Raw genomic sequence first — 21,030 nt, forward strand, 5'->3', positions numbered from 1 at the left:
CACCACGTAATTCCCCATTCGGATAACATGCTCGTACACGATCTCCGATGGAAAACTTTTTTTGACCGCTTAAAACGATATGATATCTATATACATAAGCTTGTCCGTTGATGCCGACCGTTTTCGAAGCTTCGTTATCGTCGCATCTGCACCGGCACACTTCAACCCATTCCTCCTTCCCTGTGCCGGGGATTGTATCGCCGTTGGAATCGGTTTGAGGCGATTCTTTATGCAGAAAATAGAGTATATGTGGCATGTAATACATATCACCAAAGGTCTGATGCGTCGGATATGGAACTTCCTGCTTCGCAGGCGATCCCCAGTTGATTACATAACATCCGATAATACTCCCTCAGTCCGGATTTATCCCATTGGACGGAAAATCCGTTCTCATTGACCGATTCCGGCATGGCAAGGATAGCAGGGATAATACCCGTCATCGCTCTTAATACTTGCTCCCGATTTTCTTTTGTGATTTCTGTTTCCAGCGAGATATCCGGATCTGAGAGAGTGACATCGAAAAGGTCAGCCTCCGACAGTGAAACGCCGAAGGTCTGAAACCTGTCTGTTATGTATTCGCCTACCGTCACGATTCCGTATTCAGTGAATAAATACCGTTTATTTCCGTGATTACCGGAAGCGAAAGCGATTCCGCCTTGGTAAATTCGACGCCGTTCGAATTCTGGGTTTCTCCGACTCCCCATTTGGATACCCGTATCCGTCCGTAGTTCGAATACGAAACACCTGGCTCTTCGCGCAGTTCGCTGTTGGCGTATGCGTTTTTAATGACGCCGAGATTTCCCGCCGGAACAAACACGATATTTTTCGGATTCCAGGGTTCGTAAGATCTGAAAACGCCGTTATCCTGAATCCTACATTGCCTTCTCACCGGTTCGAAAACAGGCAGCTCGTTCGAGCGCATGAATTCATTCAGGGAAGAGAGCAGCAGCGGACTCGATGATTTATCCGTTCCGAAGATCACCTGCTTCATCTTTTTGCTGCGAAGAATGAAGGACAGCTTCGACGGGGCGAGCAGAATACGGTCGAATGCCACTTTGTCGGAAGCGGCATCGACAATGCTCTGAATGTCATCGAAGACATCGACTGTATCGATATTGCCATTCGTCCAACTGGTCGTTGCGCTGCCCTTGTTCCCTTCCGGCATGTTGTAGTCGATGGTCGTATTAATCCCACCTTCGGGGTTGTTAGTCGAATCGAGAGTAGCTACGCCTTCGTTAGACAAGGCGTTCAGGATGATGATGTCCAGTTTGGCTTGAACGCCACTCACAACCGTCTTTGCGTCCCCGAACATAAGGTCGATCAATTGCTGTTTTGCGGTTCCTTCCGGGATCATCCGGCTATCAAGGATTTGCAACACCTTTCGATAGGTGTCAATCGTCATCGGAAGGGTGATCGCATGAGTCAATACCTTTTTAGCAATTGTCTCAAGCCCTTCCGTTCCGATAACCGGCTCTTTTGAATTCCGATCGATGGTGGCAGCGGCAATGCTCACATTGTACTTGCCTTTGATTTCTTCGAAATCCAGGCCTATCGTAGGATAATCCCAGGCGAAGAACCGTTCGTAGAAAACGTTATCGAAAAGCTGCTTGTGAAGTCTGGATACAGCGTCGAAGCGAAGCTGTATTTGCTTGGTCAGGTTTCCGAAAATGGAACTGTAAAAGAATTTTTCTGCCATAGCTTACTGTTTGATGAAGATGATATTCGGGTTGTTTTTCAGTGTAATCCCCTGAAGCCATGCTTCTGGGGGATCAGGAACGTATCCGCGTAAAACAACGGCATCGTAGGCAACTGACACCGTGTCGGAATCATCGCCGTTCAGAGGATCGGTCGTCTCTCCGACAACGCCGTTCGGGACATATTTTTCTTCCGAACTCGTGGTCGCGGTAGCTTCCAGAAGGATGTCGCCAGCCGCGAGTCCGGTAATGGCGGCGGAAAGAGTGATAGTGTCGTAATCGGCATTCGATGCGTCAATGGACGAAATCGTTACGCCCGTCGTCTCGCCTGCTTTCATCACGACATCGGCGGCCTGGAATAGATGATCTTTTTTAACTCTCGGCTTCGTTGTTGTGCCGCCCGTAACGACTTCGGCATGTTTTGAAATGCCTGCTGTGAGTGTGCCGGGCATAATCGATACAAGTGTGCCTCTCGGAATTCTCGTTCCTTTGGGGAACGTTTGAAGCAATTTGTATCCTCCGGGAAGAATTTTAGCTTCTCCCCTCCAAAAGACGGGCATGTTCCCCTCTTTGGTTTCTGGTGTGAATTTTACTCCCATTTGTTTGATTTTTATGTTTATTTATCCGGAAGGGCGCTCGCCCATGAATCCGCCTCTCCTTTATCGATGTCGCCGAGGGAAGCGAGCAAGCTCGAATCGTTCTTACTTCCCAGGCTTGCCGTCACGATATTTTGTTTGACTTTGGACAGGTGGGCTTTGATCGCGTTTTCATCGGCATCACTCGCAATCGAAAAGCCCTCGTCGATTCTGAACTGCGGGATGTCGAGCTCTTTCGCAATCCGCAGAATTGTAGATTCCCTCGCTTGAGCCGCCTCGCGCGCTGCATACTCTTCGACCTGTTTCTGTAAGGGGGCGACTTTTGCATCGATCTTCGCATCGATCATTTGACGGATCAAGTCTTCGTATTGAGCAGAAAAGCTCGGCTTCATGTCGGCAGTGGCTACATGCGCAATAGCGGCTTCCCCCAATTGGGATGCCGCATTAGGAGTATTCGCCGCGCTCGCCGCTTCCGCAGCACGCTGATTGCCGTATGATTCGAAGATGTTTTGAAGAGTGATTCCTTCGACAAAGGAATTCGCTTCTTCCTGGGTCGTGATTGCCTCGCTTTGACTATTTGCGATCCCTTCCAGAATGGTGTCGGGGACATCGGCAAAACGGGCTTTAAGTAATGACAAAATAGTCTCTTTCATGCTGATATTGTTTTGTTTACAATTACAACACAAAAGAGGGCACGTTCGGCACATTGGACAATGCTTCCGAAATAAAAAACGTGACAATCGCGCGATTGTCACGAAAAAGTCATTTTATCCGGAATTGGACATAAGAAAAACCAATGGTATTTTATATTATTATAATATTTATTAATTTGTAAGGGGGGGGGGATTTTTTCTTTATATTTGTGCTTAAATATTTTAAACCTATTATTTATTGTGTTATGAAAAAACTATTATCCTTTGGAGTAACGTTTGTTGCTGCTATTTCTCTCACGTCTTGTTACAACACGCGAGTACTTGTTGGAAACGTAAAACCTAAAGAGCCTGTCGTAGAAGTTAACAAAGAATGGAACCACCATCTTATTTGTGGTCTTGTTCCTCTGGATAATGCTACTATGGACGCATCGGAATATGTTAATGGGGCGGAAAACTATATCGTAAAAACGAATCATAGCTTTTTAAATATGCTTGTTGGTTGTATAACAGGAGGTATTTATACCCCCACTCAGACTAAATACTATCTTCCGTTAAAAGATACGCAGAAAGAACAATAACATGAGAAAGCTTTTATTTTTATTTGTGGCTGCCGCCACGGTTGTATTTTCGTCCTGCTCAAAAGATGACAATAACGACGGTATTCAATTAACCAAAACAGATCTCGTAGGGGTGTGGAATGTCACATCTATCGCAACATCAGGAGACTTTAGCAATGTCCCGTCCGGCGGAATTTTAATATCTGTAAAAAACGATGATTCGTATACAGTTAAGTTCTTTAGCGATATGTACGTAGGCAGATATGAAATAAAAGGGAATACGATGGTCGGTACGACACTTGATCCTATTACGGAGTATTTTAAATTTGAAAGTCTTGAGGGTAATAAAGCTCAGATTTCATACAGTAATAGCGACGGTGGTAGATATCAGTTCAAAGTGGTAAAAAGCAAATAGTTAAGAAAAAGAAGCGAACAAAAGAAAGCCCCGGCATAGCCGGGGCTTTTGCTTTTGTGTCGTTTTTCGATCTGAACGGGAAATACCTGCAAAATATTTGTGTAATACACAAAAGTGTATTATATTTGTAATACTAACGCAGACGGGTAATATGGAAGTAGAACTAACAGAAAAAGAGTGGGATTTAATAGAATCGATACGTAATTATCATAAATCCTACCCAAATGGGAAGGATGAGCAAGAGTGGTATATAGAAATGATTCTGCAAGAATTATTGGAGCGAGATTAAACAACCAGCTTTCGGATAAATAACTGGAGGCGCAAAGCATAATAGTATGGAAATCATTGTAAAACAAAACCGTGAAACGGTTAAACAGAAAATGTCTGATATCTTGCTCGATGTATCATGGGCCAAAATATCGGAACGGTACTTCGGGAAATCGCGCTCGTGGCTTTATCATAAAATGGATGGTATGAATAATGGTAAACCGGACGACTTTAGCGAATCGGAAAAAGATATTTTGCGTGCAGCCCTGATCGATCTATCCAGAAGAATCAGTAAATGCGCGGAAAGTATTTAGTTATTCTTTTTATATGTGCGGGAAATACCTCGATTGAATAAGTAGGATATATTTTACCGCTCAAGATTGAAAATAACAAGCCTCGGAATTTCCGAGGCTTGTTTTTTACTGCTGTGCAGTTTTTCGATCTTTGAGCAGGTCGATCATTTCAATGACCGCTTCCATGAATTCCTTAAAAAAGACCTTGTCTGTTTTAAGGCGCTCCAGTACGTCGGAGACTGTGAAGTTGTTTTGCATAGGATGCAATTATGCAGAGGCAAAAAGAAAACGGTTTTGCCTGTCCCGCTGCATCCGCCACAAGGCATATCGGGCACATTAATGCACCGAACGGGGGTACAAAACCGTTAAATCGCTGCCTTGTATGGATGCGAAGCAAAAATACGAAAAAAAGTGAAAATAATTATTATAATTTGTCTTAATAAAGATTGCTTTGGGGATTAATCGCTTGTAATTAATATTATTATAAAAATGATGAGTCCGATTACAAGTGCAACTATCCAGTTCATTGCAGTTTGAGATGTCCCAGTTGCAGAAGGTGTTTGTTGTTTGTAATAGCTTATATACTCATCCTGTTGAGATAGAGTTTTTTCCCGTAATTTAGATGTAGACTCGTACATTTTAATAGTAGCTTGGAGTATGTTTATTTGAAGTTGCATCGCATCGGCATCCCTAATTTTAGTTTGAAGATCACTAATGAGCCGTTGCTGAGTGGTTCGCTCATGTCGGAGATTTTGTACTTCTTGTCTCAAGGCATTGATAATGTTCTGTGCATCTGTGTCTTTCGAATCATCCGATTGACTGACTGATGAATCTCTACTATCATTGTCGAATGAATAGCCATTGCTGGCACATATTGTCTTGTACGCCTCGTTTATTCGCTTTAGCAGCTCGTCGAAAAATGGGTCTCCATCGTGTTTATCTGGATGCAGCTTACTGACGTATAATCTATACGCCTTTTTTACTTTGGCTTTGGAGGCATTAGGAGGAAGTCCCAATATGTCGTATGGATTAACCATCTACTATATAGATTCTCTTACGGGGGCGCACCTACAATAAAATCCGGTGAATAAAGGAATGTTTTACTAAGATGCTGGAATCGGAGTAAAAATTATGGTTGTTTTTTTGCATTTGAGCATTGCACTTTTATGGTTGCATCGTCTTCTGAAAATGAATTGATGTATTGCAACCAATATTGGTTGGCATCTTGGAATCCTGCAATCCCTTGAAATAAATGACCCAGATATGTTCCTGATTCATCTATGTGATTTAGCTAAATTTTGCGTAGCTGTGCTTTTTCTTAGGCTAAGTGGGTTCAATGGGGCATTACACGACCCCTTTTTTTTGAGATTCAGATTCCACAAAAGTCATTGATTGGATTTTCGTTCGCAAAGAGCCTATTTCTTCTCGCAAGTTTGCTATTTCATTGTTTAGGTTTTTGATTTCTTGGTCTTTACGGTTAATCATTTTTACAAGTTCGATTGTCATGTCATTTGGATTTAGGTTAATAGATTCTTTATCACTACTTGATATTTTAGGTTCGGTATTTAACATGGGGCCTTCGCCGGTAAGGAGCCATACTCTATTTAAATCTTGGTAATAGTTCAATATTTTTTCTATAACTCGTTCGGATAAATCTCTACCTTCTTTACGAGATTTTCCTATAGTGCCGACAGCAATACCCAATTGGACGGTCACTTTATTATCATTCAAACCGTTTATTTCCATGTATTTATCAAATCTGTCGATTTTCCGCATAAGATTTTATGTAAAAAAGTTCAACATATATTTTGAATATATGTAAATGAATTCTATATTTGCAATACGATAATCAATATATCGCAAATGTAATCTTGATTTATCGCAGCGTAAATAGCAAATATATACTATTTGCGTCTAAATCCAAGTTCTTTGACATCTTTCAGCCCTTGTATAGTCCGGTGCGGATGGATTGCTGTTACGGGTTCGACTCCCGACCGGACGCAATACTTGTTATTCTTTTTTAAATCCGATAGCGCGGCGCGATCCAGATGGCTTGCGTTGTGTCTGAAGTTCCGCTAACGTCTCATTAATTAACTCCAATTGCATACGAGTGTCTTCGTTAATGTCGTTGTAGTCGGTAAATACTTCTTCGACATATTCTTTTAGTTTAAACACTTCTTGTTGTAATTGTGCCAATCTATCAATGGGTGGATTGAGTATCAATTGACGCATGGCGACAAAAGCATCCATTATTGAAATGCTTACTTGTATAGCAATAGGGCTACGTAACACGGCAGACAACATGGATACCCCTTGTTCGGTAAATGCATAAGGTAAATATCGAGTTCCGCCGTGTGCACTTGAGGTGCCAAATTGGAACCTCAAGTTATCAAACTCATCCTTGCTAAGTTGAAACATGTAACGTTCAGGGAATCGTTCAATGTTGCGTTTTACGGCTCGATTTAAAGCTTTCGTTTCCACCTGGTATAATCCAGCCAGATCAAAGTCCAGCATCACCCGCTGACCTCGGATTTCGTATATCTTGCTTTGGATTTGGCCTAATCTATCCATGCTATTTTTTGCGTTTGATGGTGTGCTTTAGTTTTAATACCGCAAAATTCAACTCGATTTCCGTTTCGGTGTCCGTGGTTTGCATATCCTCTCCAAACAGGTCGGCCATAATTTCACCGCTTTTCTGCATCAACGTTTTTTGTTTGAACTGATCGGGATTAGCCGACATCTCTCCGATGGTGCGGGATAGTTCACGTAGCTTTGCAAAGGCTTCTATAATTGCGATAGTTGTCTGTGTCGCCTGTGGACTTTTTAGAATGGTTGCCAGCATGTAGAGTCCTTTTTCAGTGAAGGCTTTGGGTAAAACACGTGATTTAGATAACGTTGATTCATTTGCGATCAAAAATTTTGATCGCAAATTATTAAACTCGTGTTTGCCGATTTCAAATACATATCATTAAACCGTCCTTGTTTGTAAGTTTTAAAGTTGCCTTCTATTGATTTTACCTTTAATAAGAAATATTTTCAGGACATCGTTTCTGTCGATGATGGTATCGCCTGAGAATCGCGGGTTTGTAGCCCGTAAAATAAATTTACATCTATCTTCAGAAAGATATACATTCTTGATCGTTCTTAGGTTATCGCAGTTTGCGTTTGTTATTACTAAATATGGCTCCCCCCAGAGCATAGAATCGACATTGGTGATCTCTTTTACAAGAACGACTTCACCGGCAAAAAAGTCAGGTTCCATGCTCTCCCCGTAGACCGGAAAGGCAGCACAGCAATCATTCAAAGGCGGGTAACTGATAAGATATTGAGACACCTCCGGAATGTCGTTAAAGCTTTCTGCAATAGACGCTGTTACGTTGATGTCGTAAAATGGGATGCCCCGTTTTTCAGTAATCTTATCTTCGGGCCTAATAAGCATTTCGCCATCTCCGGTAAAAAGCCAAGATTTATTCACTTCAGGGAATGCAGAAATAATCTTGTTTGCCATGCTGACCGATATATTTTGCGTTTTGCCGTTTTGAATATCATAAATAGCCTGGGGGCGAATTAAACCAATCTTTTCTGAAAAAGATTTTCCGTTTAATTTACTGTATTCCAGTAATTTATTTAATACATACGCTCCTTTCATAGTTTTTTCATACAGAAATTACAGGTATAAATTTGTTTATACAGAAAAAATCTGTATATTTGCAGTACAACAATATCACAATAGCAAAGGTATGGTGATATTATCAATGTGAAAATAGTAAAAAAATACCAAACCATGAAAACGAGGATTAATAAAAGCGAAGTAATGAAGAGGGCCTGGAAGATTTTCAGAGGTAAAAACCCCTATTCGTACAGTTTTTCAGCAGCCTTGCGTCGCGCATGGTTTGTTGAAAAAGAAAATGCCAGGGCTGAGATTGAAAGAATCGAACGCGCCGCCGCAGTAATCCCGTCGCACAGCGACATGCCCTTGTTGGATGCGAGCCGCTATTACAATGGGGCGGATAGTTACGGAAGATATTTTGGAGATTAAAAAATAGACAAATGACAAACGCTTTTAAAAAGGGAATGTTGGATGCGCCCAAAAGACATCAGGTTTTGATTCGGGAAAAGATTAAAGAAAAGTTGGGCATCACAAGTCGTATACAATTCAATAATCGACGTGATGGCATCGTAAATCATACTCCGGCAGAAAGAGACGCCATAGAAGCCATTTTCAATGAGTTTGGAGTAACCGCCCCCTGGGGGAAAGAATGATATGAAAACCGATTCGATACTAACCAAAAGAGAGGCCCAGGTAGCCGAGTTATGCGTCAAGGGGTATATCGGGAAAGAGATCGCCGATAAGCTTAATACCTCTTACCGTACTGTCGTGAACCACTTTCAGAACATTTACGACAAAACAGGTATCCGCCGGTCAACCAATGCTCTCGTGTCGTGGTGGTTTTGCGTGAACTTTTCGATTGATATTTCAGAGACGGCAAAGCAGATTATCGCGGGGGTATTCTTTCTGATGGTTCTTCCTCACGAGATTTTCATTCACGACACACAGCGGCGCTTTTCTCGTAACGGGCGGGTTATCGAACTGGTAGAGAAAGATTACGAACCGGAATTTATGCCTCAAATGTTGGCTGCATAATAAAGCAAAAAAATGAAAGCAAGCATAAAAAAATACGACAAATATTTGGTGCAGTCAAAAACTTTACCCATATTTGCTGTGCCAAGAAACGCTAAGGTTTTCGAATCAAAGCGTCACATATTTACTACCGCTGATAAGGCGGGGTCCCTGTCTGACAATTCTTCTTCGGAAGTCTTGCGTTTCTTGGCGGAAATAGGGGCCCTGCCTCTTGTTACGTACATACTACTCAAGTTTTTCAGACAATGCCAAGAAACGAAAACTTGCAGTCAGTGGGGAATAATAGTACCCGAACTGCACCCGTACCTGAAGTACGGGACATCCTCAATCTTTCTGACGAAGAAATCCTTCTTCGCTTTCAATCCCTTACACAGGACGAATTGCGTGATCTCGTCCCAGTACTTCGTGCAACCATGTATGTCTTTGCAATGCGATAATCAGAATGGCTGTATGAAAACGGTTTTTCGAAATATTTCAGAAAAATGTTTGCAAAGTCGAAAGTTTTGCGTATGTTTGCCTTTGCCAAGACGCTTGAAATCATCATCAAGCAAAAACATACAAATAACCGCTGATAAAGCGGGGTTCTTATTTGGACGATTCTACTTCGGTGGTTTCGGCGTCTTGGCAGACTTCCAAAAGGGCCCTGCTCTTTTGCTATATACTATTAGCAATTTTTCATTTCCAAAATGCCAAGACGCGATGAAAAAATTGCAGACGGTGTACAAGGTACATCCGATGCTACGGCTAACGCCCGTAACAGCGTTGAATCCATTTTATTCCTCACGGACGAGGAAATCATCCGTCGTTTCAAATCTCTTTCAGAGAGTGAGATCCGCGATCTCGCTCCGGTGCTCCGTATCCTTTTCTGTATGCTCTTAATTCATAACAATAAACGCTAAACAATTGTATTACAATACACTAAATTAAAATATGATGGAAAATTTATTGCAATGTGATGGACGCCGTTTTCGGTGCAAAATCAATGAGACTCCCGCCGAAGGCAGAATCCGGGTAGAAGATAACAATGTGTATTTATGCCAAAATGAGATGGATGGGGCCGAAGCAGATAACAAGTTCGGTTATAAATATAGCTGGAGCGTTTCATCAGGATCAAAGGAATCTCTTGCATTAAACCATATTTCCGACTTCATCCTTACCCCTTCTACCCCCGATGAAATCGAATCCTACAAGGATTGGCAGGTGGGAGATAAGGTGTGTTGCAAGGAAGGTATCGTCATTTCTCCCTTCTCACTACATGGCGAAATTATTTTCAGAAGCGGAGAATTGGTTGTACCAAAATTCAATGACCGTGCCCCCTACGTGTTTACATGCAACGAGCTTTACAAGCGAGGCTATCGCCTCGATGTCGAACCCCTTTCTGAAGAAGAAAAAACCGTTGAAATTTCAATGGACGAGATTGCCGAAAAATGGGGCATTTCGAAAGATCAGTTGAGAATCAAGAAAGAATAGTAACGAAAGGTAGCGCACGATAGGCGGTTAATCGGATAGGCCGCAATGTTTGCCGGCATCATAGTCACATTAGGTAGTTCGACTCTACCCTGCGCGCATATAAATTCATTACATAATGGGAAAGACTAACAATATAAGGAAAGTTGCGATTGACACACACATTGATGTTCAGCATGTTAAAGATTATGAGCAAGCCGGGATATTGGATGCAGAAATTAATGAAATGAAAGAATGGTGCGTACTGTCGATCATGCTTGGCGTTAAGGAAAATGCTGATAAACTGATAAAATTCGACATCGAACCGACCTCTGACGGCGGAATCAATGTATGCGCCTCGCTTTTGGTGCATAAGCAATAAGATGAGCAGGTAACGTCTCATGGATATGAAAATATACAAACAGAAATAGGCATGAACGATATTCAAATCTTCCAAAACAATCAATTCGGGCAAATCAGAGTAGCCACGAACGAAAACGGCGAACCGATGTTCGCTGCGACCGATATTGCGCGGACTTTGGGTTACTCCAATCCCCAAAAGGCCATACGTGACCACTGCAAGGGGGTGAACGAATCGTTCACCCCTACTGAAAGCGGTATTCAGTCAATGAAATTCATTCCTGAGGCGGATGTTTTCCGTCTTATCATGAAGAGTCGTCTGCCACAAGCCGAGCAGTTCCAAGACTGGGTATGCGGAGATGTTCTCCCTTCGATCCGCAAGCACGGCGGTTATTTAACTCCGGAGAAAGTGGAAGAAGCATTGCTTAATCCCGATACTCTTATTCAGTTAGCCACACAGTTAAAAAATGAGCGTGCCAAGCGTATTGAAGCCGAGGCGCATAGTAAGGAGTTGGAACCTAAAGCACTCTTTGCGGATGCCGTTGCCACAAGCGACCGGTCTATCCTTATAGCCGAACTTGCAAAGATACTTCGTCAAAACGGGGTTGAAATTGGACAGAACCGTCTTTTTGAATGGCTGCGTCATAACGGCTACTTATGTTCGAAAGGCGAGTACTACAACCAACCGACTCAGCGCTCAATGGATATGGGATTGTTCGAGATAAAAAAGACCTCTATAACCAAGCCCGACGGCTCGGTGCTGGTAACGTGTACCACGAAAGTGTCCGGTAGGGGGCAGGTCTATTTCGTAAACAAATTTCTCTCTCGTTGTACGGCTTAACACACAAAGAGATGTCAGCGGTTAGTATAAATATTTCAGAAAAATGTTTGCGAAATCAAAAGTTTTGCGTACATTTGTTATTGCGAACCGATACGAATATCGTATCACAAAAACATAATAACGCTGATAATAAAGCGTTGCCCTTTGTCCACTTCTACTACGGTAGTCGTGTCGGTTCGCAAAACTTGACAGGGCAACGCCTTTTTTGTTGCCATATATTAAAACTTTTAACTGACAAATGCGAACCGAAGTTAAAAGCACTAAGGCGAATAATAGTACCCTTACTGCACCTGTATCCGAATTACAGGACATTCTCAATCTCTCAAATCGGGAGATCGCAAAATCTTTTTGCAAAGTTCAAAACTTTGCGTACATTTGTATCGGCAAATGTGATATACAAAGTACACGTAGTGTATTTATACCGCAGTATAGCGGGGTTCCTGAGGTCGTACTTTGTACGTCACGTTTGCCAAAACACAAGGGGGCTCCGCTCTTTTTGTACCCATACATTAACTAACTTTTGTACCTCACAATGGCAAACGTGGACAAGAGTGGTATTTCAGCGCAAGGCGTTGATACTGCTGTACAGTCTGTACAACAGGCTGAATCTATCCTTAATCTCTCGAATCGGGAGATCGCAAAATCTTTTTGCAGAATTAAATCCTTTTCGTATCTTTGTAATGCGACAGAACCGTATTGCACGGTTTACAAAGTACATAAAAGCCTTTGGGCGTATCTCCGTTGCGCTTCTACTCCGTGTAGTGGCGGTTCTGTCGCAAGAATTGGGGGTGCGCCCTCTTTTTATGCAATTAACTGACTTGTGTTCAACAAAATGCGACAGAACAACACAAGCGGTAAGGCGAATAATAGTACCCTTACTGCACCTGTATCCGAATTACAGGACATCCTCAATCTCTCAAACCGGGAGATCGCAATCCGTTTACAATCACTCTCTTTGGACGATCTTGAAAAGCTCGCCCCGCTGCTTCGTGTACTTATGTATGTCGTTTTAACGCGAGAAAGCCATGCCGCAGAAGAACACCGAACAAACAGTAACCTTTGGTCAGGTGATGGATTATATTAGTGAATTAGAGGCATCTAACCGGGTGCTTAGCGCTGAGAACAATAAGATGCGCCACTACTTTAATCTTGAATTGGTGGCCGACGTGCCGGTATCGGTCAATACTGCGTGCGATATACTCGCTCGCCATGCGAACTCGATCCGATCATACATAACCAGTGGATTGCTCAGATTGCACCCCGACAGTACGGACAAAGCACTGAAGATAAGACTTGATTCGGTTCTCGCATTCAAAAAAGCTAAAGCGGAGAAACGATGAAAGCGGTACTATTTATTACAGCCATATTGCTTGCGGCGAACGAGTCGCGCGACATCTGGGTGAACCTGATCGGCATCGGATTGATGGCATTGCTTGTAGTTCTTTTTAACCACAAAAAACACACGACCATGAACGAAGATTTCAAAGTATCGGACAAAAGTAACGATCCGGATCTGAATACGCCCCGGATTGCACTTTCGAAGCTGGCCGTTTCGGGAGAAATGAGCGAAGACGGTCGCAAGGAAATTATCAACTACTTAAACGAATTGTAGCCATGATAAAGCTAACAGCCGAAGATTATCGCCGTATGGCTTTCTTGGTTGAAGACAAGTCATACGATTTCAGCAGTGATTTCGAAACTACGATAGAGTATGACACCGACCGGTTCAACTCCGATCTTCAGGTTCATGCAATGTCTTACGACCATGACGGAGAAACAAGGCTATTTATTACGTATGCACAATTAACAACCTCTATTCCAGAAGGCACAATAAATAATGACTTCGACAAAAACAGATTGCAGTACAATTTGGTTCATTAGGTTTTTGTAAGTTAAGGTTAATGATTCGCCCTGCGCCATCCGCGAGGCCCGCGCAGGTTATTTGAAAATTCAAACACGTAAATATTATGCTAACAGAATTAACATCGGATCAAAAAAGGATCATGCTTGAAACGCGTGATGAATGGATTAATCTATTCTTTGATAATGTCAGGAATAAACGAGGTATAGACAAGCCTGCTTTCGAAGAAGGGATCAAATGGCTTTACAACGATTTGCTGAAAAAGCCTACTCCGAAGATTATTTATTGTGATGGGTGGCTGAGCTGTTTATTAACCATCGCGATTTTAAAGAATAAAAACCTGATTAAAAAATCATGGGCTTCGGTCGGGGCTTCGGTCAGGGATTCGGTCTGGGCTTCGGTCTGGGATTCGGTCGGGGCTCCGGTCGGGGCTCCGGTCGGGGATTCGGTCAAGGCTTCGGTCAAGGCTTCGGTCAAGGATTCGGTCAAGGATTCGGTCAAGGATTCGGTCGGGGATTCGGTCTGGGCTTCGGTCTGGGCTTCGGTCGAGGCTTCGGTCGGGGCTTCGGTCGAGGCTTCGGTCAAGGATTCGGTCGGGGCTTCGGTCTGGGATTCGGTCTGGGCTTCGGTCGGGGCTTCGGTCTGGGCTTCGGTCAAGGATTCGGTCAAGGCTTCGGTCGGGGCTCCGGTCGGGGATTCGGTCAAGGCTTCGGTCAAGGATTCGGTCGGGGCTTCGGTCTGGGATTCGGTCTGGGCTTCGGTCGGGGATTCGGTCAGGGATTCGGTCATGGATTCGATCAGGGATTCGATCAGGGCTTCGGTCTGGGATTCGGTCATGGATTCGATCAGGGCTTCGGTCAATGAATATTCATCTTATATTGATTTATCGAATTATGGATGGGTCTCATTTTATGACTTTTTCGAAAAGATAAATCTGTTGGATAATTTCAATTTCAAGCAATATAAAAAGCTTATCAGATCTAATGTTTTCAATGCTTATGAATATGAAAATTACGTATTCGCAATTCAGCCTCCAGTGTATATAGAGACTAATTTAGCCGGAAGGCTTCATTCCACAACACAGGCTGCCGTCCAGTTCAGGGATGGATCGGAATATTATTTCATCAACGGCCGTCCTATTCCGGCATGGATTGTCAATGACAAAAGTTCCATCACGAAAGAGCGGTTTATGAAGGAAACGGATGCCGATATTAAAGGAGCTATTTATGAATCCATTGGACAGCAAGGTATGCTGGATCTACTCGGAGCGAAAGTAGTTGATCGGCGGGAAATCGTCCATGCTAACGGAGATAGGGAGGTTGTCGAACTTCTTAAAACGGATGATTTGTTTAAAGAAATCGATAACCAGCCTTTCGCATGGGTCTCGATGTGCTGTCCGAGTACGGGCACTCATTATCTGCAAGGTGTAGAACCGCACCATACGAACGCGATAGAAGCCATTGCATCCCTTTCGCCATTTAACGCTAAAGATTATTCATTCAATTTCAGAGCATAAATTATGGAAAACATCAGATTTCATCAGGGCGATGTGATCGGGGCTTCGATAGATGCGATCCCGGCATCCGCAATCATGGTTAAAAACCGTCCTTTAGCAATCAGCGACCGCACGAAGCATGCGCACGTGTTGACCGGTAATGTAGAACGTTACGAGGTTGACAAAAGGGTCATTTATAAAGTCAACGAGGAATCGATACTTCAGCATGTATCATTGTTGTCTATGGACGATGAGTCTTATCGGTCGCCGATAGATCGGAAATGGGAAGATCATAAGCCGATCAGATTGTCCCCTGGCATATACGAGTTCTGGATACAGCAGACATACAATCCTTACACTCGATTGATGGAGGATGTGAAGGATTAAAAACGGAGTTTAATACTATAAATATATGGAACGGTCAGAATCAATAAAGAGCCTTGCAATTGCTTTGTGTAAGTTTCAAGGTTCGGTAGCCAAAGTAAAAAAAGAAGCTACAAATCCATTTTTCAAATCCAAGTATGCGACCCTTGCTAATATACTCGACGTAATTAGCAAACCATTATCTGAAAATGGGCTTGCTGTAAGTCAGTTGCCCGTTGGCGAAACCGGGCTCACGACGATTCTGATGCACGAATCAGGAGAATTTATTATGGAGACTTACCAGATGAAGCCCGTAAGGAATGATCCGCAGGGAATAGGCAGTTCTATCACCTATCAAAGAAGGTATGCCATCGGCGCTGTTTTAGGGTTGAATATTGACGATGACGATGATGGGAATGGCGCAAGTGGAAATAAAACGACCGCTAACAAATCATTAGGGCAGAAACCCGCTACTAACGATAAAAAAATGTTTTGTCGAAGTGATGAGAACCTGGTCAATTGTTTATGTGATTTGGTAACAGGTCAGAATTTGTGCGGTAAGAACACTAAAAAAGAAAAATGGACGATGGCGCAGTTCGAAACATCCTTGCGGGGATTTACCCCTGAAGATTACACTTGGCTGGTGAATCGCGCAACGAACGGAATCAAATCAAATCAAAACGTATAGCGATGAAAACAGCAGTCGAAATCATTGAATCAGAAGTATCCCTCCCTATTGCAATAAGTCAGGCAAAAGAATTTATACTGAGTGGAGAGATTGACCCACTGAAAGTGTGGGCTAATATGTCCCGGTTTAAAAAGATGATTGAGGCGTTGCAGGAGGATGCGGAAATTAAGGATTATGCCCTGCGAGAACTTTCCAAATACGGGAAGGAGCATCAGGTATCCGATTGTAAACTGGAGCAATTCGAGGCTGGCGTGAAATACGATTATACTGTGTGCGGAGACGGTACGCTGGATGAACTATATAAAATGCGTAACGCGGTCAATATGGACATCAAAGATCGTGAAAGTATGCTACGCGGTATTCCCGAGAATGCGACGTTGGCGGATGCCGATACGGGTGAAATTTTGCGGCATCCCATAAGGACATCGAAAACGACAATCAAAACAACTTTTAAAAAATAACGAAATGAGCGATTTAATCAATGCGTCGATTTGTGTGACCGACATACCGAAATCCAAGATCAAACTTGCCGAAAACGGCAAAAAGTACATGAATATCACCATTGCGACACGGCGCGAACCTGATAAGTATGAGAATACACATACAGTATTTATGAGTCAAACCAAAGAAGAACGGGAAGCGGGAACGGGACGCATTTACATTGGCAGTGGAAAAGGATTCGATTTTACACCGGCTGCAACGACTCCGGAAAGCGTAGACCAAATGCCAGTAGCATCAGACACGGACGATCTGCCTTTTTAAACCATGATCTACGACCTGAATAACATACTCGATAAAGAGCGTTTTAAACGTCGTTCGAACGATCTGTACAAGAAGAAAGCGGTCGTCGAACTGACCGAGAAAAAACGCAAAAGAACCCTGTCGCAAAATAGCTACCTGCATTACCTGCTCGGATACTATGCGATGGAAACGGGAAATACTATCGAATATGTGAAACGGGAATATTTCAAAAAACTGTGCAATCCTTCGCTGTTTCTGATTCCGAAACATGATAAATATATCGGAGATGTGTACGACTACCGCAGTTCCGCAGGGCTGACAACCGTCGAAATGACACAAGCGATAGAACGGTTTAGGAATTGGAGTTCATCCGAATGCGGGATATACCTTCCATCCCCCGATGAAGAAGCATTCCTGCAAAGCATTGAAATGGAGCTTGAAAGACACAAGAATTATTTATGAATGAGATCGAGCAGAAAACGTTCAATACAGTGGCCCATATTTCCGCAGGGAAGGCACTTTCCAAACTAATTCCGACCACTGCGACTATGGGGGAGATATTCTCTCTGATGAAGGATGCCGACAGCGAGGAAGTACGAAAGGCGCTACGCAGTCTGACGCGATCCGGAAGGCTCACATACGGCAGAACGATAAATGACTTTTACTTTAAAATTAATACGGATGGAAAAGAATAAAGACGACCCCCAAGGTGAATTTTACCGGTTGCTGAACGAGGAAAAAAGACTGATACGTCAACTCGGACGTACAGGGCTATGCACCGGGAAACTAAAAGAACTGAGCCGTATTCAGGCTCGCAGGGCCAAAATTGGCAAGATATTAAACATTGGAATGTTATAATCCGAATGGACGGCTTTATTCGATTAAATAGAAAGTTCTTCACGAATGTTTATTGGTCGCAGCAACGCACCTTTAGTCTGTCGGAAGCGTGGCTCGATTTGATTCAGATGGCACGATTTGACGCGGAACCAGCAACGAAAGAACTACCTAACGGTCGCTTGATAACTATTAAACGAGGCGAAATACACGCGGGTTTGCGATTCTTATCCGATCGTTGGGGCTGGAGTGTCGAAAAGACGCAGCGATACATCAATAAGCATATTAAAAAACACGAAATCGAACGCCGAACCGAACACGGAGAAAGCATTATAAGTCTCTGTAATTACGAGTATTACAATCCGATGGAAGGCACTCTGCCGAACACTACCTCAGACACTATGTCAGACACTACCCCGTACACTGCCCGAACACCGACCAGTACGAATAATAAGAAAGATAAAGAAGTAATATATAAAAAAACTCTCTCTAAAGAGAGAGTAAAAAAAGATTTCGTACCGCCGTCTCTTTCGGACATGGAGGAATACTTTGAGCAGAATGGATACACTCGTGATGCAGCTAAAAAAGCGTATCTCTACTACACCGCTGGAGATTGGGTTGATAGCAAAGGGAATGCAGTAAAAAACTGGAAGCAGAAATGTGTTCAGGTTTGGTTCAAGCCGGAAAATCAACTTTTCAAAATGCCTTTGTAGCTATGTTTATCATCGAAACCAAAACGCAGAAATTATACGAAATTAATCCGGCGAAGCCGCATGGCGAGAATTACATGACTTGCCCGGTGTGCTCGGAAACCCGCAAAAAGAAGCGGGAAAAGTGCTTCGTATGGAATGCGGACAAACAGATAGGTCACTGTTGTCACTGTAATGCCACTTTTTCGGCACATATGTCGCTTAAATCCCGGCAACCAAAGGATTATGTCATTCCGGTATGGAAAAACAAAACTGAACTATCGGATGAAGCAGTAAAATGGTTTGAAGGCCGGATGATCTCGCAAGCTACGATTCGGGATATGCGGATTTATTCGGACAGAGAGTGGATGCCGCAGTTCGGTAAGGAGGTAAAGGTCATTTGTTTCCCGTACTTCATCGAAGGCAAATTAGTCAACATCAAGTACCGCGGGCCTAAAAAGTCATTTCGGATGGTAAAAGATGCAGAGCTGACGTTTTACAACTTCAACTGCACTTCCGAAGCCAAAGATTTGATTATCTGCGAAGGTGAAATGGATGCACTCAGTTTTATCGAGGCTGGGTTTAAAAATGTTGTTTCTGTACCGAATGGGGCCGGGGCTACGGATTTACCCTATCTCGACAATTACATCGACAGTCTCGGACACATCGAGCGATTCTATATCGCGACGGATTTTGACGATGCAGGATTGAAGTTACGCAACGAGTTGGTACGTAGGCTGGGCTCCGAAAGATGCTTGATCGTCACCTACAAGGGACGTAAAGACGCCAATGAGTTGTTGATTGCCGAAGGTGGCCTGGCTATCCGGGAGGTAATCAAAAACGCTCAGGAGATTCCGATTCAGGGATACATCCATCTGTCTGATCGATATGATGATATTTTCGCCATGTACCAACATGGGCTTCCGGAAGGGAATCGTATCGGCATTGCAGAAATCGACGAGACGATCCGGTGGGAAGTATCGCAGCTTGCCATTTGGACGGGCATACCTTCGCACGGGAAATCGGAAATGCTCGATTACATAGCGGTTCGTCTGGCTGTGATGCACGACTGGAAAACGCTGTTCTTCTCACCGGAGAATTATCCTGTCGAAAATCATTATGCGAAGATTGCTGAAAAGTTAATCGGCAAGCCGTTCAAAGAGTCGGACATGAGCCGCGATGAGTTCGATACGGTGTTTGACTACATTGAGAGCCACTTCTTTTGGCTCGATCCTTATGAGGATCCGACGCTTGAGAACGTTCTGAGCCGAGCAAAACAATTCATACAGCGCAAAGGAATCAAGCAGGTCGTAATGGATCCGTTCAACTGTATGGAACACAAGAGGGACAGAAGCGAAACGGGATCCGAATACGTTGGTCGCTTTCTCGATGAATGTTCCCGATTTACGAAACGTTACGGTATTCTGGGACATTTGGTCGCACATCCCACGAAGCTGGAAAAGATGCAAGGCGGAATATATCCTCCGCCGACACTCTACGACATCAGCGGATCCGCTAATTTTTATAACAAAGCCGATTATGGTTTGACAGTATATCGTGATTTCGTGAATCATCGAACAAAGCTGATACCGACGAAAGTACGTTTCAAGAATTTCGGGCATCCGAGCTCAGAAGGTATCGTATTGCAGTACAATCCCCGTAACGGAAGGTATCAGGTTCCGCCGGGAGACATCAATCTGCTGGACAATTCCAACTGGCTGCAACCGCGACAAGACGGTTTCCAGAATGACAATACATGGACTATCGACAGTGATGTACCCTTTTAAAATTATTTCAAAATGATTCATATCGGCATAGACACCGGCGTTAAAACAGGATTCGCCTCATGGGACTCCGAAAAAAGACATTTTATGGAGATCGTTACGCTAACGATCACACAGGCAATGGAGAAAGTACTTATTTACCGGAATTTCGGCCTTACTACCGGAAGCGAAATCAGATTGTATATCGAAGATGCTCGTCTACGCAAGTGGTTCGGCAATACCGGGCGGGAAAAATTACAGGGAGCAGGATCGGTTAAAAGAGACGCGCATATCTGGCAGGACTGGTGTCGGGAGCATGAAATCGATTGCCTGATGGTCGCTCCGAAAAACAATAAAACGAAAATGAACAGCGAGTCGTTCAAACGGCTTACCGGATGGCGGAAAGCCGTATCGGAACACGCACGGGATGCGGCTTGCATGGTGTATGGTCGGTAAAAACATTAAAAAACGTTAAAAACTTTAAAGAATTATGGAGGCTGTACAAGTAAAACAATTATCGCCTGGGGATAGGTTCGCCTTGAGGGACTGGATGGATAAACCTCAGAACAGAGTCGTTTACAGAATCCCAGAGAGGCCTTCTGACTCCGTTGTCGCTAAAAGAAAAACCATCGAAGTCATCTGCGAATCAGGGGGGGCAAAAGGATTAGGAATGATCTGTGGGTTTATAAGTTATCGAGAGTAAATCAAATTTAAACCCAAATCTAAACAACATGACGCACGGATCTTTGTTTTCAGGCATAGGAGGTTTCGACCTTGCGGCTCGTTGGGCCGGATGGGATAATCTGTTCAACTGTGAAATAGACCTTTTTTG

Annotated in this window: 34 protein-coding genes and 1 pseudogene; 25 read left to right on the plus strand and 10 right to left on the minus strand. The window is 43.4% G+C overall.

The window, feature by feature from the left end; all coding sequences use genetic code 11:
* Nucleotides 1-266 precede the first annotated feature (266 nt).
* Genes PGR91_RS12445 through PGR91_RS12460 form a run of 4 tightly spaced genes read right to left on the minus strand, consistent with a single transcriptional unit; the run spans nucleotide 267 to nucleotide 2,943 of the window.
* Entirely contained in the window at nucleotides 267-590 is a 324-nt protein-coding gene (locus PGR91_RS12445) for a DUF6706 family protein (RefSeq protein WP_118657205.1), read from the minus strand.
* Nucleotides 587-1,696 carry a major capsid protein gene (locus PGR91_RS12450; protein ID WP_118657206.1) on the minus strand — a complete coding sequence of 370 codons (1,110 nt, stop codon included), beginning with the start codon at nucleotides 1,694-1,696 and terminating at the stop codon, nucleotides 587-589. The genes PGR91_RS12445 and PGR91_RS12450 overlap by 4 nt, the downstream gene beginning before the upstream one ends.
* Before the next feature lie 3 nt (nucleotides 1,697-1,699).
* A complete protein-coding gene (locus PGR91_RS12455) occupies nucleotides 1,700-2,293 on the minus strand; it encodes a hypothetical protein (RefSeq protein ID WP_118657207.1) in 594 nt (197 codons plus the stop codon).
* Between the two features lie 17 nt (nucleotides 2,294-2,310).
* Nucleotides 2,311-2,943: a hypothetical protein gene (locus PGR91_RS12460; RefSeq protein WP_147387420.1), complete on the minus strand. Its 633-nt coding sequence runs from the start codon at nucleotides 2,941-2,943 to the stop codon at nucleotides 2,311-2,313.
* Between the two features lie 245 nt (nucleotides 2,944-3,188).
* On the opposite strand from PGR91_RS12460, the gene PGR91_RS12465 reads away from it, so the two are divergent.
* The 4 genes from PGR91_RS12465 to PGR91_RS12480 all read left to right on the plus strand — a co-directional run bounded on the left by PGR91_RS12465 (nucleotide 3,189) and on the right by PGR91_RS12480 (nucleotide 4,496).
* On the plus strand, nucleotides 3,189-3,521 hold the full coding sequence (locus tag PGR91_RS12465) for a Bor family protein (RefSeq protein WP_118657209.1): 333 nt from the start codon (nucleotides 3,189-3,191) through the stop codon (nucleotides 3,519-3,521).
* 1 nt (nucleotide 3,522) lies between these two features.
* Nucleotides 3,523-3,915, plus strand: a complete 393-nt coding sequence (locus tag PGR91_RS12470) for a hypothetical protein (RefSeq protein WP_118657210.1) — start codon at nucleotides 3,523-3,525, stop codon at nucleotides 3,913-3,915.
* A 151-nt stretch (nucleotides 3,916-4,066) separates the two neighbouring features.
* Entirely contained in the window at nucleotides 4,067-4,204 is a 138-nt protein-coding gene (locus PGR91_RS12475) for a hypothetical protein (protein ID WP_182424270.1), read from the plus strand.
* Nucleotides 4,205-4,250: 46 nt separating this feature from the next.
* The gene (locus PGR91_RS12480; RefSeq protein ID WP_118657211.1) at nucleotides 4,251-4,496 is read left to right on the plus strand and encodes a DUF5053 domain-containing protein; all 246 of its coding nucleotides are present in this window, start codon (nucleotides 4,251-4,253) and stop codon (nucleotides 4,494-4,496) included.
* Between the two features lie 437 nt (nucleotides 4,497-4,933).
* Here the strand turns inward: PGR91_RS12480 and PGR91_RS12485 are convergent, their stop codons facing one another.
* From PGR91_RS12485 to PGR91_RS12505, 5 genes are all read right to left on the minus strand, one after another.
* Nucleotides 4,934-5,512: a J domain-containing protein gene (locus tag PGR91_RS12485; RefSeq protein ID WP_270399366.1), complete on the minus strand. Its 579-nt coding sequence runs from the start codon at nucleotides 5,510-5,512 to the stop codon at nucleotides 4,934-4,936.
* Between the two features lie 307 nt (nucleotides 5,513-5,819).
* Nucleotides 5,820-6,251 carry a hypothetical protein gene (locus PGR91_RS12490; protein WP_270399367.1) on the minus strand — a complete coding sequence of 144 codons (432 nt, stop codon included), beginning with the start codon at nucleotides 6,249-6,251 and terminating at the stop codon, nucleotides 5,820-5,822.
* Between the two features lie 234 nt (nucleotides 6,252-6,485).
* A complete protein-coding gene (locus PGR91_RS12495) occupies nucleotides 6,486-7,046 on the minus strand; it encodes an ORF6N domain-containing protein (RefSeq protein WP_270399368.1) in 561 nt (186 codons plus the stop codon).
* 1 nt (nucleotide 7,047) lies between these two features.
* On the minus strand, nucleotides 7,048-7,428 hold the full coding sequence (locus tag PGR91_RS12500; RefSeq protein WP_333491128.1) for an ORF6N domain-containing protein: 381 nt from the start codon (nucleotides 7,426-7,428) through the stop codon (nucleotides 7,048-7,050).
* A gap of 39 nt (nucleotides 7,429-7,467) precedes the next feature.
* Nucleotides 7,468-8,124 (minus strand): S24 family peptidase, encoded by a 657-nt coding sequence (locus PGR91_RS12505; protein ID WP_270399370.1) that lies wholly within the window; start codon nucleotides 8,122-8,124, stop codon nucleotides 7,468-7,470.
* 135 nt (nucleotides 8,125-8,259) lie between these two features.
* On the opposite strand from PGR91_RS12505, the gene PGR91_RS12510 reads away from it, so the two are divergent.
* The 9 genes from PGR91_RS12510 (at nucleotide 8,260) to PGR91_RS12550 (ending at nucleotide 13,645) form a co-directional block, all read left to right on the plus strand.
* A complete protein-coding gene (locus PGR91_RS12510) occupies nucleotides 8,260-8,514 on the plus strand; it encodes a hypothetical protein (RefSeq protein WP_118657215.1) in 255 nt (84 codons plus the stop codon).
* Between the two features lie 11 nt (nucleotides 8,515-8,525).
* Nucleotides 8,526-8,738: a hypothetical protein gene (locus PGR91_RS12515; RefSeq protein ID WP_118657216.1), complete on the plus strand. Its 213-nt coding sequence runs from the start codon at nucleotides 8,526-8,528 to the stop codon at nucleotides 8,736-8,738.
* 1 nt (nucleotide 8,739) lies between these two features.
* Nucleotides 8,740-9,120, plus strand: coding sequence for a helix-turn-helix domain-containing protein (locus PGR91_RS12520; protein ID WP_118657217.1), 381 nt, complete (start codon nucleotides 8,740-8,742; stop codon nucleotides 9,118-9,120).
* A gap of 927 nt (nucleotides 9,121-10,047) precedes the next feature.
* Nucleotides 10,048-10,587 (plus strand): hypothetical protein, encoded by a 540-nt coding sequence (locus tag PGR91_RS12525; protein ID WP_118657218.1) that lies wholly within the window; start codon nucleotides 10,048-10,050, stop codon nucleotides 10,585-10,587.
* A gap of 115 nt (nucleotides 10,588-10,702) precedes the next feature.
* Nucleotides 10,703-10,945, plus strand: a complete 243-nt coding sequence (locus PGR91_RS12530) for a hypothetical protein (RefSeq protein WP_270399372.1) — start codon at nucleotides 10,703-10,705, stop codon at nucleotides 10,943-10,945.
* 51 nt (nucleotides 10,946-10,996) lie between these two features.
* Entirely contained in the window at nucleotides 10,997-11,764 is a 768-nt protein-coding gene (locus PGR91_RS12535; RefSeq protein ID WP_270399374.1) for a phage antirepressor, read from the plus strand.
* Nucleotides 11,765-12,789: 1,025 nt separating this feature from the next.
* Nucleotides 12,790-13,104: a hypothetical protein gene (locus PGR91_RS12540; RefSeq protein ID WP_118657220.1), complete on the plus strand. Its 315-nt coding sequence runs from the start codon at nucleotides 12,790-12,792 to the stop codon at nucleotides 13,102-13,104.
* A complete protein-coding gene (locus tag PGR91_RS12545) occupies nucleotides 13,101-13,376 on the plus strand; it encodes a hypothetical protein (protein WP_118657221.1) in 276 nt (91 codons plus the stop codon). The genes PGR91_RS12540 and PGR91_RS12545 overlap by 4 nt, the downstream gene beginning before the upstream one ends.
* A 2-nt stretch (nucleotides 13,377-13,378) precedes the next feature.
* Nucleotides 13,379-13,645 carry a hypothetical protein gene (locus tag PGR91_RS12550; RefSeq protein ID WP_118657222.1) on the plus strand — a complete coding sequence of 89 codons (267 nt, stop codon included), beginning with the start codon at nucleotides 13,379-13,381 and terminating at the stop codon, nucleotides 13,643-13,645.
* Nucleotides 13,646-13,907: 262 nt separating this feature from the next.
* Here the strand turns inward: PGR91_RS12550 and PGR91_RS12555 are convergent, their stop codons facing one another.
* The gene (locus tag PGR91_RS12555) at nucleotides 13,908-14,486 is read right to left on the minus strand and encodes a hypothetical protein (protein WP_270399375.1); all 579 of its coding nucleotides are present in this window, start codon (nucleotides 14,484-14,486) and stop codon (nucleotides 13,908-13,910) included.
* A gap of 76 nt (nucleotides 14,487-14,562) precedes the next feature.
* On the opposite strand from PGR91_RS12555, the gene PGR91_RS12560 reads away from it, so the two are divergent.
* The 12 genes and pseudogenes from PGR91_RS12560 to PGR91_RS12615 all read left to right on the plus strand — a co-directional run.
* Nucleotides 14,563-15,141 carry a DUF6745 domain-containing protein gene (locus tag PGR91_RS12560; RefSeq protein ID WP_147387422.1) on the plus strand — a complete coding sequence of 193 codons (579 nt, stop codon included), beginning with the start codon at nucleotides 14,563-14,565 and terminating at the stop codon, nucleotides 15,139-15,141.
* A gap of 3 nt (nucleotides 15,142-15,144) precedes the next feature.
* Nucleotides 15,145-15,507: a hypothetical protein gene (locus tag PGR91_RS12565; protein ID WP_118657224.1), complete on the plus strand. Its 363-nt coding sequence runs from the start codon at nucleotides 15,145-15,147 to the stop codon at nucleotides 15,505-15,507.
* A gap of 25 nt (nucleotides 15,508-15,532) precedes the next feature.
* A complete protein-coding gene (locus PGR91_RS12570) occupies nucleotides 15,533-16,171 on the plus strand; it encodes an ERF family protein (protein WP_118657225.1) in 639 nt (212 codons plus the stop codon).
* 2 nt (nucleotides 16,172-16,173) lie between these two features.
* A complete protein-coding gene (locus PGR91_RS12575) occupies nucleotides 16,174-16,632 on the plus strand; it encodes a hypothetical protein (protein ID WP_118657226.1) in 459 nt (152 codons plus the stop codon).
* Nucleotides 16,633-16,636: 4 nt separating this feature from the next.
* Nucleotides 16,637-16,933 (plus strand): hypothetical protein, encoded by a 297-nt coding sequence (locus PGR91_RS12580; RefSeq protein WP_118657227.1) that lies wholly within the window; start codon nucleotides 16,637-16,639, stop codon nucleotides 16,931-16,933.
* 3 nt (nucleotides 16,934-16,936) lie between these two features.
* Nucleotides 16,937-17,374, plus strand: a complete 438-nt coding sequence (locus tag PGR91_RS12585; protein ID WP_118657228.1) for a hypothetical protein — start codon at nucleotides 16,937-16,939, stop codon at nucleotides 17,372-17,374.
* Nucleotides 17,371-17,607, plus strand: a complete 237-nt coding sequence (locus PGR91_RS12590; RefSeq protein WP_118657229.1) for a hypothetical protein — start codon at nucleotides 17,371-17,373, stop codon at nucleotides 17,605-17,607. Before PGR91_RS12585 ends, PGR91_RS12590 begins: the two co-directional genes overlap by 4 nt.
* Complete coding sequence (locus PGR91_RS12595) at nucleotides 17,594-17,770, plus strand: hypothetical protein (RefSeq protein WP_153497696.1); 177 nt, start codon at nucleotides 17,594-17,596, stop codon at nucleotides 17,768-17,770. The genes PGR91_RS12590 and PGR91_RS12595 overlap by 14 nt, the downstream gene beginning before the upstream one ends.
* A gap of 5 nt (nucleotides 17,771-17,775) precedes the next feature.
* On the plus strand, nucleotides 17,776-18,459 hold the full coding sequence (locus tag PGR91_RS12600) for a hypothetical protein (protein ID WP_147387423.1): 684 nt from the start codon (nucleotides 17,776-17,778) through the stop codon (nucleotides 18,457-18,459).
* A 2-nt stretch (nucleotides 18,460-18,461) separates the two neighbouring features.
* Complete coding sequence (locus PGR91_RS12605; RefSeq protein ID WP_182424272.1) at nucleotides 18,462-20,222, plus strand: toprim domain-containing protein; 1,761 nt, start codon at nucleotides 18,462-18,464, stop codon at nucleotides 20,220-20,222.
* An 84-nt stretch (nucleotides 20,223-20,306) separates the two neighbouring features.
* Complete coding sequence (locus tag PGR91_RS12610) at nucleotides 20,307-20,654, plus strand: hypothetical protein (protein ID WP_228385728.1); 348 nt, start codon at nucleotides 20,307-20,309, stop codon at nucleotides 20,652-20,654.
* A 275-nt stretch (nucleotides 20,655-20,929) separates the two neighbouring features.
* A pseudogene (locus PGR91_RS12615) lies at nucleotides 20,930-21,030 on the plus strand (DNA cytosine methyltransferase); the annotation flags it as partial.

The organism is Candidatus Alistipes pullistercoris (genome assembly GCF_027665465.1).
Taxonomy (GTDB): Bacteria; Bacteroidota; Bacteroidia; order Bacteroidales; family Rikenellaceae; genus Alistipes_A; species Alistipes_A hominis.

Bases quoted from the DNA above. Each gene is read 5' to 3' on its own strand.
- PGR91_RS12450 (WP_118657206.1), bottom strand. From the start codon at position 1,696: ATGGCAGAAAAATTCTTTTACAGTTCCATTTTCGGAAACCTGACCAAG.
- PGR91_RS12455 (WP_118657207.1), bottom strand. From the start codon at position 2,293: ATGGGAGTAAAATTCACACCAGAAACCAAAGAGGGGAACATGCCCGTC.
- PGR91_RS12460 (WP_147387420.1), bottom strand. From the start codon at position 2,943: ATGAAAGAGACTATTTTGTCATTACTTAAAGCCCGTTTTGCCGATGTC.
- PGR91_RS12465 (WP_118657209.1), top strand. From the start codon at position 3,189: ATGAAAAAACTATTATCCTTTGGAGTAACGTTTGTTGCTGCTATTTCT.
- PGR91_RS12470 (WP_118657210.1), top strand. From the start codon at position 3,523: ATGAGAAAGCTTTTATTTTTATTTGTGGCTGCCGCCACGGTTGTATTT.
- PGR91_RS12475 (WP_182424270.1), top strand. From the start codon at position 4,067: ATGGAAGTAGAACTAACAGAAAAAGAGTGGGATTTAATAGAATCGATA.
- PGR91_RS12480 (WP_118657211.1), top strand. From the start codon at position 4,251: ATGGAAATCATTGTAAAACAAAACCGTGAAACGGTTAAACAGAAAATG.
- PGR91_RS12485 (WP_270399366.1), bottom strand. From the start codon at position 5,512: ATGGTTAATCCATACGACATATTGGGACTTCCTCCTAATGCCTCCAAA.
- PGR91_RS12490 (WP_270399367.1), bottom strand. From the start codon at position 6,251: ATGCGGAAAATCGACAGATTTGATAAATACATGGAAATAAACGGTTTG.
- PGR91_RS12495 (WP_270399368.1), bottom strand. From the start codon at position 7,046: ATGGATAGATTAGGCCAAATCCAAAGCAAGATATACGAAATCCGAGGT.
- PGR91_RS12505 (WP_270399370.1), bottom strand. From the start codon at position 8,124: ATGAAAGGAGCGTATGTATTAAATAAATTACTGGAATACAGTAAATTA.
- PGR91_RS12510 (WP_118657215.1), top strand. From the start codon at position 8,260: ATGAAAACGAGGATTAATAAAAGCGAAGTAATGAAGAGGGCCTGGAAG.
- PGR91_RS12515 (WP_118657216.1), top strand. From the start codon at position 8,526: ATGACAAACGCTTTTAAAAAGGGAATGTTGGATGCGCCCAAAAGACAT.
- PGR91_RS12520 (WP_118657217.1), top strand. From the start codon at position 8,740: ATGAAAACCGATTCGATACTAACCAAAAGAGAGGCCCAGGTAGCCGAG.
- PGR91_RS12525 (WP_118657218.1), top strand. From the start codon at position 10,048: ATGATGGAAAATTTATTGCAATGTGATGGACGCCGTTTTCGGTGCAAA.
- PGR91_RS12530 (WP_270399372.1), top strand. From the start codon at position 10,703: ATGGGAAAGACTAACAATATAAGGAAAGTTGCGATTGACACACACATT.
- PGR91_RS12535 (WP_270399374.1), top strand. From the start codon at position 10,997: ATGAACGATATTCAAATCTTCCAAAACAATCAATTCGGGCAAATCAGA.
- PGR91_RS12540 (WP_118657220.1), top strand. From the start codon at position 12,790: ATGCCGCAGAAGAACACCGAACAAACAGTAACCTTTGGTCAGGTGATG.
- PGR91_RS12545 (WP_118657221.1), top strand. From the start codon at position 13,101: ATGAAAGCGGTACTATTTATTACAGCCATATTGCTTGCGGCGAACGAG.
- PGR91_RS12550 (WP_118657222.1), top strand. From the start codon at position 13,379: ATGATAAAGCTAACAGCCGAAGATTATCGCCGTATGGCTTTCTTGGTT.
- PGR91_RS12565 (WP_118657224.1), top strand. From the start codon at position 15,145: ATGGAAAACATCAGATTTCATCAGGGCGATGTGATCGGGGCTTCGATA.
- PGR91_RS12570 (WP_118657225.1), top strand. From the start codon at position 15,533: ATGGAACGGTCAGAATCAATAAAGAGCCTTGCAATTGCTTTGTGTAAG.
- PGR91_RS12575 (WP_118657226.1), top strand. From the start codon at position 16,174: ATGAAAACAGCAGTCGAAATCATTGAATCAGAAGTATCCCTCCCTATT.
- PGR91_RS12580 (WP_118657227.1), top strand. From the start codon at position 16,637: ATGAGCGATTTAATCAATGCGTCGATTTGTGTGACCGACATACCGAAA.
- PGR91_RS12585 (WP_118657228.1), top strand. From the start codon at position 16,937: ATGATCTACGACCTGAATAACATACTCGATAAAGAGCGTTTTAAACGT.
- PGR91_RS12590 (WP_118657229.1), top strand. From the start codon at position 17,371: ATGAATGAGATCGAGCAGAAAACGTTCAATACAGTGGCCCATATTTCC.
- PGR91_RS12595 (WP_153497696.1), top strand. From the start codon at position 17,594: ATGGAAAAGAATAAAGACGACCCCCAAGGTGAATTTTACCGGTTGCTG.
- PGR91_RS12600 (WP_147387423.1), top strand. From the start codon at position 17,776: ATGGACGGCTTTATTCGATTAAATAGAAAGTTCTTCACGAATGTTTAT.
- PGR91_RS12605 (WP_182424272.1), top strand. From the start codon at position 18,462: ATGTTTATCATCGAAACCAAAACGCAGAAATTATACGAAATTAATCCG.
- PGR91_RS12610 (WP_228385728.1), top strand. From the start codon at position 20,307: ATGGAGATCGTTACGCTAACGATCACACAGGCAATGGAGAAAGTACTT.